This is a genomic window from Streptomyces beigongshangae, assembly GCF_019710745.1.
In the GTDB taxonomy this organism is placed as follows: domain Bacteria; phylum Actinomycetota; class Actinomycetes; order Streptomycetales; family Streptomycetaceae; genus Streptomyces; species Streptomyces beigongshangae.
Window position 1 is genome coordinate 1 of sequence record NZ_JAHKJW010000115.1, and the last position, 9,672, is coordinate 9,672.

7 protein-coding genes and 1 pseudogene are annotated in these 9,672 nt (G+C 73.7%); 5 read left to right on the forward strand and 3 right to left on the reverse strand.

Annotation, left to right across the window (positions count from 1 at the left end):
* From mtrB to mtnA, 3 genes are all read right to left on the reverse strand, one after another.
* Nucleotides 1-1,919 (reverse strand): MtrAB system histidine kinase MtrB (mtrB, locus tag KM933_RS37770; protein WP_221361752.1); only part of this gene is annotated, 1,919 nt, incomplete at its 3' end.
* 1 nt (nucleotide 1,920) lies between these two features.
* The gene (gene mtrA / locus KM933_RS37775) at nucleotides 1,921-2,610 is read right to left on the reverse strand and encodes a two-component system response regulator MtrA (protein ID WP_188114266.1); all 690 of its coding nucleotides are present in this window, start codon (nucleotides 2,608-2,610) and stop codon (nucleotides 1,921-1,923) included.
* A gap of 8 nt (nucleotides 2,611-2,618) precedes the next feature.
* Entirely contained in the window at nucleotides 2,619-3,764 is a 1,146-nt protein-coding gene (gene mtnA, locus KM933_RS37780) for an S-methyl-5-thioribose-1-phosphate isomerase (RefSeq protein ID WP_221361754.1), read from the reverse strand.
* A 140-nt stretch (nucleotides 3,765-3,904) separates the two neighbouring features.
* Between mtnA and KM933_RS37785 the strand changes: the two genes are divergently transcribed.
* From KM933_RS37785 to KM933_RS37805, 5 genes and pseudogenes are all read left to right on the forward strand, one after another.
* Entirely contained in the window at nucleotides 3,905-5,305 is a 1,401-nt protein-coding gene (locus tag KM933_RS37785) for a DUF7847 domain-containing protein (protein ID WP_221361756.1), read from the forward strand.
* 4 nt (nucleotides 5,306-5,309) lie between these two features.
* Complete coding sequence (locus KM933_RS37790) at nucleotides 5,310-6,080, forward strand: DUF4129 domain-containing protein (RefSeq protein ID WP_221361765.1); 771 nt, start codon at nucleotides 5,310-5,312, stop codon at nucleotides 6,078-6,080.
* Nucleotides 6,077-7,273, forward strand: coding sequence for a DUF4350 domain-containing protein (locus KM933_RS37795; RefSeq protein ID WP_221361767.1), 1,197 nt, complete (start codon nucleotides 6,077-6,079; stop codon nucleotides 7,271-7,273). Before KM933_RS37790 ends, KM933_RS37795 begins: the two co-directional genes overlap by 4 nt.
* Entirely contained in the window at nucleotides 7,270-8,262 is a 993-nt protein-coding gene (locus KM933_RS37800; protein ID WP_221361769.1) for an AAA family ATPase, read from the forward strand. Before KM933_RS37795 ends, KM933_RS37800 begins: the two co-directional genes overlap by 4 nt.
* Nucleotides 8,262-9,619: pseudogene (locus KM933_RS37805) on the forward strand (DUF58 domain-containing protein). The gene KM933_RS37800 and the pseudogene KM933_RS37805 overlap by 1 nt, the downstream one beginning before the upstream one ends.
* Nucleotides 9,620-9,672: the final 53 nt, after the last annotated feature.

Genomic DNA, 9,672 nt, shown 5'->3' on the forward strand with positions numbered 1-9,672 from the left:
TTGCCGGGCAGCGCCGCCGGGTCCACGGCGCCCGCCACCACGGGCGCGCGCGCGGGCATCGGCGGCACCGCGCGCTCCCCGGCGGACTGCGCCGGCACCGTGGCCCGCTTCTGCGTGCCGCCGAGGGGCAGTCCCGCGTCGTTCAGTCCGCGGTTGCGCCGCGAGTCCTTGGGCTCCAGCGGTATCGGCGAGCCCCGCAGCGGCTCGTCCGCCGTCCGCGGGAGCGTCAGCCGGAACTGCGAGCCGCCGCCGGGTTCGCCCCACGCCTGCAGCCAGCCGCCGTGCAGCCGCGCGTCCTCCAGGGCGATGGACAGGCCGAGGCCCGTACCGCCGGTGGTACGCGCGCGTGCCGGGTCGGCCCGCCAGAAGCGGCTGAACACCCGGGTCGCCTCACCGGGCTTGAGTCCCACCCCGTAGTCGCGCACCGCGACCGCGACCGCTCCGCCCGCCGCCGCCAGCTTGACCACGACGTCCTTGCCCTCGCCGTGCTCCACGGCGTTGACCACGAGGTTGCGCAGCACCCGCTCCACCCGCCGGGCGTCCGCCTCGGCGACCACGGGCTGCTTGTCCCCGGTCACCCGTATGCGGGAGCCCTTGCGCTCGGCGAGCGGCTCGGCCCCGCTGATGACCCTGCGCACGACCTCCCGCAGGTCTATCGGCTCGGCCTCCAGGGCGGCCGCGCCCGCGTCGAAGCGGCTGATCTCCAGCAGGTCCGCCAGCAGCGTCTCGAACCGGTCCAGCTGGTCGGCGAGCAGTTCGGCCGACCGGGCGGTCATCGGATCGAAGTCCACGCGCGCGTCGTGGATGACGTCGGCCGCCATCCGGACGGTCGTCAGCGGCGTGCGCAGTTCGTGCGACACGTCGGAGACGAACCGCCGCTGCATCCGCGACAGGTCCTCCAGCTGCTGGATCTTCAGCTGGAGGTTCTGCGCCATCTTGTTGAATGCCTCGCCGAGCCGGGCGATGTCGTCCTCGCCGGTGACCTTCATACGCTCCTGGAGGCGCCCGGCGGACAGCCGCTCGGCGATCCCGGCGGCCATCCGTACGGGCGTGACGACCTGGCGCACCACGAGCCAGGCGATCGCCCCGAGCAGCACCACGACGAACAGCCCCGCCGTCGCGAGCGTCCCCTTGACCAGGCTGAGCGACTTCTCCTCCTGCGTGAGCGGGAACAGGTAGTACAGCTGGTACGGATCGCTCTTGGGGTCGTTGAGCTGCGTGCCGATGATCAGCGCGGGCTGGGACGCCTGGCCGTTGGTGTAGACGACACGCGTGTAGCTCTGGGCCGCGCCCGTGCCGCCGTCCACGCGCTCGCGCAGGTCCTGGGGCACGCTGAGGCTGGGGTCGACGTAGCCCGAGGCACGCGGCCCCAGGCCCCTGCTGTCGCTGTCCGCGGAGGTGGTCCCGAGGGTCACGACGCTGAACGCGCCCTGACCACCGCTGGAGAGCGACTCCACGAGGGAGCTCATCCAGCCGCTGACGTTCTTGACGGGGTTGTCGTCCGGGCCGGCACGGTCGTCCGCGCCCGCTCCCGCCGCGCTGTCGGCCTCCTGCTTGGCGACCGTGAACCCGCCCGTGGCCTGGCTCTGGGAGGCTTTCACCTTGGCGTCCAGCAGGCCGTTGCGCACCTGCCCGATCACCACGAAGCCCAGCAGCAGGACGACGCCCAGCGACATCAGCAGGGTCGTGACGACGACCTTGAGCTGGATGTTGCGCCGCCACAGCCGCATCACGGGCAGCAGCGGCCGGCGCACCCAGCGCATGAACAGCCGCAGGACCGGGCTGCCCTGGACCCCGCCCTGGAGCAGCCCTCCCTCCACGGAGCGCCCCCAGCGGGGACCCGTCACCTTCCGCCCGACAGGCCGCTCCGAGCGGGCCCCGGGCTCGCCGGGCGCCGAAGCGGCACTGTCCCGGGACACGTCAGCTCGGCCCTGCCTTGTAACCGACGCCGCGCACGGTCACCACGATCTCGGGCCGCTCCGGGTCCTTCTCGACCTTGGAACGCAGCCGCTGCACATGGACGTTCACCAGACGGGTGTCCGCCGCGTGCCGGTAACCCCACACCTGCTCCAGGAGCACCTCGCGCGTGAACACCTGCCACGGCTTGCGGGCCAGCGCCACCAGCAGGTCGAACTCCAGCGGGGTGAGCGCGATCGAGGCGCCGTCCCGCTTCACGGAGTGACCGGCCACGTCGATGACCAGATCGCCTATCGCGAGCTGTTCGGGCGCCGGCTCCTCGGACCTGCGCAGCCTGGCCCGGATCCGGGCCACCAGCTCCTTCGGCTTGAACGGCTTCACGATGTAGTCGTCCGCGCCCGATTCCAGGCCGACCACGACATCGACGGTGTCGCTCTTCGCCGTGAGCATCACGATCGGTACCCCGGACTCCGCCCTGATCAGGCGGCACACCTCGATGCCGTCCCGGCCGGGGAGCATCAGGTCCAGGAGCACCAGGTCGGGCTTGCTCTCACGGAAAGCGGCCAGCGCCTTGTCGCCGTCGGCTACGAAAGACGGCTCAAAACCTTCACCACGCAACACGATGCCGAGCATCTCGGCCAGTGCGGTGTCGTCATCGACGACAAGGACTCGTCCCTTCATAAATGACATCATCCCATTAACTAAATCGTTACCTGGCGTGACCTGTCACACAGCTCCGCGAGCGCCTCGGCCGTCACGGGCGACACACCACCATGCTCGGTGACGATCGCCGTCACCAACTCGGGCGGCGTCACATCGAACGCCGGGTTGTACGCCTGGGTCCCCAGGGGCGCCACCGGCACCCCGCCGCCCGCTTCGACCCCCGCCACGGGCACCAGCGGAGCTGTGATCTCCGTCACTTCGTGACCGGCGCGCTGCTCGACCTCGATCGATGCTCCGTTCGGGGTGTCCGGGTCCACCGTCGTCAACGGCGCCACCACGATGAACGGCACATGGTGATACCTGGCCAGCACCGCGAGCGGATACGTCCCCACCTTGTTCGCCACCGAACCGTCGGCGGCGATCCGGTCCGCTCCGACGAGCACCGCGTCCACCTCCCCTGCCGAGAACAACGACCCCGCGGCGTTGTCCGTGAGCAAGGTGTACGCCATTCCGGCCCGCGCCGCCTCGTACGAGGTCAGCCGGGCGCCCTGCAGCAGCGGACGCGTCTCGTCCACCCAGAGCCTGCGCAGCCGCCCCGCCCGGTGCGCCGCGAGCGCCACCGCGAACGCCGTGCCCTCCCCGCCGGACACCAGCGCCCCGGTGTTGCAGTGCGTGAGGATCCGGTGGTTCCCGCCGGGCAGCAGCTCATCGAGCAGCGCCAGCCCGTGCACGGCCATACGGGCGCTGGCCTCGGCGTCCTCCCGGTGCAGCGCCCGCGCGGCGGCCAGCGCGGCCTCCGCCGCCCGCTGCTCGTCGCCACCCGCCCGCAGGACCGCGAGGTGCGCCTCCTGGGCGCGCCGGACCCCGGACGCGAGGTTCACCGCGGTGGGCCGCGCACTCGCGAGCGACGCCGCCGCGTCGCTGACGTCGAAACCCCGGGCGGCGGCCAGCGCGACCCCGTACGCGCCCGCGATCCCGAGCAGCGGTGCCCCGCGCACGGCGAGCGAGCGGATCGCCTCCACCAGGGCGGGCGCGTCCGTGCACACCAGCTCGACCTCCTCGACGGGCAGCCGCGTCTGGTCGAGGAGGACCAGCACGGGTCCTTCCGGCGGCTCCTCCCACCGGATCGCAGGTGTACCGATGAGCCGGTTGTCCTCGCGGAATTGCGCGTACTGATCAGCCATCTGCTCAGTCTGCCCCGTATCGGGCGGACAATTGAAGGTGTGCAGCCCAGAGAGCGGCCGGTCACTTCCCGGCCGCACCGTGGCACGATGGCAGCCAACCTGCCGCCGCGACCGCGGACGGGCACCGTGAAGGAGCGACGATGAACGACACTCCGGGCTGGGCATCGCCCGGATCCGCCCCCTCCGACGGGCCGGACGGACCGGATCCGTCGGCCCCCGGCCCCGCCCGGCCCGAGGAACAGCCCGCTGACCGGCCCGCGGAACCCGCGCAGGAACCGGCCCGGCCGGGCCCCGCTCCGTCCGGCCCGGGCTCGAAGTGGTCCAAGGAACAGCCCCCGCCCGCCCACTGGCCCTCGCCCGACGGCCGGCAGGACACCCCGCCGCAGGCCCCGCCGCCCCCGCCCGGCCCCGGCTGGGGCGCGCCCCCCGGCGGCCACGGAGCCCCGGGCGGCCACCACGGACACGGCGGCGGTTACGGTCAGGGCCCGGGCGGCCACCCCGGCTGGGGAGGTCCCGGCTGGGGAGGCGGCTGGGGGGGTCCCCCGCCCGCGGCCAAGCCCGGCGTCATCCCGCTGCGCCCGCTCGGCGTCGGTGAGATCCTCGACGGCGCCGTGTCGACCATGCGCACGCACTGGCGCACGGTCCTCGGCATCTCGCTGACCGTCGCGGTCCTCACCCAGATCGGTGTGATCCTGCTCCAGGGCTTCGTCCTGGACGACAGCGCCGCCACCGACACCCTCAACGACCCCAGCGCCACCGCCGAGGAACTGTCCCGCGCCCTGGGCGACACCCTCCTGAACTCCGGCGTCGTCGTCCTGATCACCCTGCTCGGCACCATCGTCGCGACGGCCCTGCTCACGACCGTGACCAGTCGCGCCGTCCTCGGCACGTCGGTGACCACCTCCGATGCCTGGCAGGACGCCAGGCCCCAGCTGCCCCGCCTCGTCGGCCTGACCTTCCTGCTCCCGCTCATCGCGGTCACGACCACCGCCGTGGGCGTCCTGCCCGGCATCCTCGTCGGTGCCGCGGGCGGCGGTGACGGCGCCGTCGCGCTCGCCGTCCTCGGCGGTCTGGCCGCGTTCGTCGTCGCGCTCTGGCTGATGATCCGCTTCTCCCTGGCCTCGGCGGCCCTGATGCTGGAGAAGCAGGGCGTCCTCAAGTCGCTGAGCCGCTCCGCGAAGCTGGTCCGCGGCTCCTGGTGGCGGGTCTTCGGAATCCAGCTCCTCGCCACGATCATCGCGAACATCCTCGCGTCGATCATCGTGATCCCGTTCACCGTCCTCGCCTCCGCGCTCAGCGGCGACGGCCTCAGCGGCTTCCTCGACACCGGCACCGGCGACCTCGGCTGGACGTTCCTCATCGTCAGCGGCGTCGGCTCGGTGATCGGATCCATGCTCACCTTCCCGATCACCGCCGGTGTCACCGTGCTCCTCTACATCGACCAGCGCATCCGCCGCGAGGCCCTCGACCTCGACCTGGCCCGCGCCGCCGGCGTCCAGGACCACGGCTCCGGCGCACCCGGACCCACCCCGGGGAGCTGACCGAGTGAGTCCCGCGGGGGGAGTTCCCACAGCGGTACCGGCGCCGCCACCCGCGGGCGACGCGGCCGCGCAGGCACTGTCGGCGGTCCTGCACGCACTGCCGCGCGCCGACGGCGGACCACCGGTGACCGTCCCGCGCGATCCCGCGCGGGAGGCCGCCGAACGGGAACTGTCCCGGCGGATGTACCACGAGAACGACCCCGGCCTGCTCCGCCGGGCCCTGGACGCCTTCTGGGAGTGGATCGGCAAACTGCTCGACGCCGCCTCCTCGGCGACCCCCGGCGGCGGACTCGGCCTGCTGGTCATCGTCCTGGCGGCCGTAGCCCTCCTCGGCGCCCTGTGGTGGCGCCTCGGCTCCCCCCGCCGGGGTCCCGCATCGACCGCCCCGCTCTTCGACGACCGGCCGCGCAGCGCCGCCGAGCACCGCGCGGCCGCCGAGGCGCACGCCGCCCGGGGCCACTGGAACCAGGCCGTCCAGGAACGCATGCGCGCCGTCGTCCGCTCCCTGGAGGAACGCGCCCTGCTCGACCCCCGCCCCGGCCGCACCGCCGACGAGGCGGCCGCCGAAGCGGGCCGCACCCTCCCCGCCCACACCGGCCGGCTGCGCGCCGCGGCCCGGGACTTCGACGACGTGACGTACGGCGGGCGAACGGCGGCCCCCGAGACGTACCACCGCCTCGCACAACTCGACCGCGACCTGGAACGCACCAGGCCGGTCCTCATGAGCAGCAGCCCCCACCCGGCCCACAGCGCCCGCCAGGGGGCCGCCGAATGACCTCCGAGGCCACCGCCCCGTCCACCACCTCGGCCTCGCCCACCGTCCGCCAGGTGTGGACCCGCTCGCGCGGAGTGCTGCTCGCCCTCGTGGTCCTCCTGACGGCCGCCGTCGCCATCGCCGTCGTACGCTCCGACGCCCGGCACGGGAGCCTCGACCCGCGCTCCGCCGACCCCGCCGGCAGCCGCGCCGTCGCCGAACTGCTCGCCGACCGGAACGTCTCCACCCGCGTGATCACCACCCTGGACGAGGCCCGCACCGCGGCCGGCCCCGGCACGACCCTCCTGGTCGCCCGCCCCGACCTGCTGACCGACCACCAGCAGGACCGCCTCCGCGACGCGTTCGGGAACTCCGGCGGCCGTACCCTCCTCGTCGCCCCCGGCACCCCCTCCCTCGGCACCCTCGCCCCCGGGGTCGGCACCGACCCGACGCCCAGCACCGACTCCGCGCTCGCGCCCAACTGCGCCCTGCCCGCCGCCCGGCGGGCGGGCACCGCCGACACGGGCGGCTTCCGCTACACGACGGGCGCGCCCGGCGCCGACTCCTGCTACCCCAGTGACGGCCTGCCCACCCTGCTGCGCATCCCGGCGGCCGAAGGGGACGGCGACACCGTCGTCCTCGGCGCCCCCGACATCCTCCGCAACGACCGCCTCGACGAGCGCGGCAACGCCTCGCTCGCCCTCCAACTGCTCGGTTCCCGTCCCCACCTGGTCTGGTACCTCCCCTCGCTCGCCGACGACTCGGCCACCGACACCGGCGACCGCAACTTCCTCGACCTGGTCCCCTCCGGCTGGCTCTGGGGCACGCTGCAACTCTTCGTCGCCGCACTCCTGACCGCCCTCTGGCGCGCCCGCCGCCTCGGCCCCCTCGTCCCCGAACGGCTCCCCGTCACGATCCGCGCCTCCGAGACCGTCGAAGGCCGCGCCCGCCTCTACCGCAAGGCCGACGCCCGCGACCGTGCCGCGGGAGCCCTCCGCTCCACCGTCCGCACCCGTCTGGCCCCCCTCGTCGGTGTCTCCCCCGCTCAGGCGCATGCGCCCGAAGCACTGCTCCCCGCCCTGTCCGCCCGGCTGCGCCGGGAAGGACAGCCCTTGCACGACCTCCTCTTCGGGCCGCCGCCCCGCGACGACGCGGCCCTCATCGCTCTCGCCGACCGACTCGACGCCCTCGAAAGAGAGGTACGCCGTCCATGATGGCCCCGACCACTGACAACGCCGGGAACACCGGGGAGCCAGACACCGCCCGCTCCTCCCTGGAAGCCCTGCGCACCGAGATCGCCAAAGCCGTGGTCGGCCAGGACCCCGCCGTCACCGGCCTCGTCGTCGCCCTCCTCTGCCGCGGTCACGTACTGCTCGAAGGCGTCCCCGGCGTGGCCAAGACCCTCCTCGTCCGCGCCCTCGCCTCCGCACTCGAACTCGACACCAAGCGCGTCCAGTTCACCCCCGACCTGATGCCGAGCGACATCACGGGCTCCCTCGTCTACGACGCCCGCACCGCGGAGTTCTCCTTCCAGCCCGGCCCGGTCTTCACGAACCTCCTCCTCGCCGACGAGATCAACCGCACCCCGCCCAAGACCCAGTCCTCGCTCCTGGAGGCGATGGAGGAGCGCCAGGTCACGGTGGACGGCACCCCTCGCCCCCTCCCCGAGCCGTTCCTGGTCGCAGCGACCCAGAACCCCGTCGAGTACGAGGGCACGTACCCCCTCCCCGAAGCCCAGCTGGACCGTTTCCTCCTCAAGCTGACGATCCCCCTCCCCTCCCGCCAGGACGAGATCGACGTCCTCACCCGCCACATCGAGGGCTTCAACCCGCGCGACCTGCGCGCCGCCGGCGTACGCCCCGTGGCCGGTCCGGCGGACCTCGAAGCCGCCCGCGCGGCCGTCGCCAAGACCTCGGTCTCCCCCGAGATCACCGGCTACGTGGTGGACATCTGCCGCGCCACCCGCGAATCGCCGTCCCTCACCCTCGGCGTCTCCCCCCGCGGCGCGACGGCGCTCCTGGCCACCGCCCGCGCCTGGGCCTGGCTGACCGGCCGCGACTACGTCATCCCCGACGACGTGAAGGCCCTCGCGCTGCCGACCCTGCGCCACCGCGTCCAGCTCCGCCCCGAGGCCGAGATGGAGGGCGTGACGGCCGACTCGGTCGTCAACGCGGTCCTCTCCCACGTCCCCGTCCCCCGCTGATGGCCCTCACCGGCCGCGCCGCCCTGCTGGCGGCCCTCGGCACCCTCCCCGTGGGCCTCTGGGAACCCGGCTGGACAGGCATCCTCGCCGTCAACACGCCGCTGGCCCTGGCCTGCGCCTGCGACTTCGCCCTGGCGGCCCCGGTACGCCGCCTCGTCCTGACCCGGTCCGGCGACACCTCCGTACGCCTCGGCGAGACCGCCGACGTCACGCTCACCGTCACCAACCCGTCCGGCCGCCCCCTGCGTGCCCGCATCCGCGACGCCTGGCCTCCCAGCAGCTGGCAAGCCGGCACGGAAGTCGCCCGCTCACGCCATGAGGTGACGGTCCCCGCCGGCGAACGCCGGCGCGTCACCACCCGTCTGCGCCCCACCCGCCGCGGCGACCGCCGGGCGGACCGCGTCACCATCCGCTCGTACGGCCCACTCGGCCTGTTCGCCCGGCAGGGCAACCACAGGATCCCGTGGACGGTACGCGTCCTGCCCCCCTTCACCAGCCGCAAGCACCTCCCCTCGAAACTGGCCCGCCTGCGCGAACTCGACGGCCGCACCAGCGTCCTGACCCGCGGAGAGGGAACCGAGTTCGACAGCCTGCGCGACTACGTCCCGGGCGACGACACCCGCTCGATCGACTGGCGCGCCACCGCCCGCCGGTCGAGGGTCGCCGTACGCACCTGGCGTCCCGAACGCGACCGGCACATCCTGCTGGTCCTCGACACGGGCCGCACGGCGGCGGGCCGTGTGGGGGANTGCTGGTCCTCGACACGGGCCGCACGGCGGCGGGCCGTGTGGGGGACGCTCCCCGCCTCGACGCGGCCATGGACGCGGCCCTCCTCCTCGCAGCGCTCGCCTCCCGCGCCGGCGACCGGGTGGACCTCCTGGCGTACGACCGCCGCGTACGTGCCCTGGTCCAGGGGCGCGCTGCGGGCGATGTCCTTCCTTCGCTGGTCAACGCCATGGCGCACCTCGAACCGGAACTCGTCGAGACGGACGCACGGGGCCTCACCTCCACCGCCCTGCGCACGGCCCCGCGCCGTTCACTGATCGTGCTCCTCACGACCCTCGACGCGGCCCCCGTCGAGGAGGGCCTGCTTCCCGTGCTCTCCCGCCTCACCCAGCGCCACACGGTCCTGGTCGCCTCGGTCTCCGACCCTCACATAGAGCGCATGGCCCAGGCCAGGGGCAGCACGGAAGCCGTGTACGAGGCCGCCGCGGCAGCCCAGGCCCAAGCAGAACGACACCGCACCGCCGAACAGCTGACCCGCCACGGAGTCACTGTCGTCGACGCGACCCCGAACGACCTGCCGCCGGCCCTGGCGGACGCCTATCTGGCACTGAAGGCCACAGGCCGCCTCTGAACGCAGGAAAGCCCCCGCACCGAGGTGCGGGGGCTTTCCTGGAATGATTGTTC

Bases quoted from the DNA above. Each gene is read 5' to 3' on its own strand.
- KM933_RS37800 (WP_221361769.1), top strand. From the start codon at position 7,270: ATGATGGCCCCGACCACTGACAACGCCGGGAACACCGGGGAGCCAGAC.
- KM933_RS37795 (WP_221361767.1), top strand. From the start codon at position 6,077: ATGACCTCCGAGGCCACCGCCCCGTCCACCACCTCGGCCTCGCCCACC.
- mtrA (WP_188114266.1), bottom strand. From the start codon at position 2,610: ATGATGTCATTTATGAAGGGACGAGTCCTTGTCGTCGATGACGACACC.
- KM933_RS37785 (WP_221361756.1), top strand. From the start codon at position 3,905: ATGAACGACACTCCGGGCTGGGCATCGCCCGGATCCGCCCCCTCCGAC.
- mtnA (WP_221361754.1), bottom strand. From the start codon at position 3,764: ATGGCTGATCAGTACGCGCAATTCCGCGAGGACAACCGGCTCATCGGT.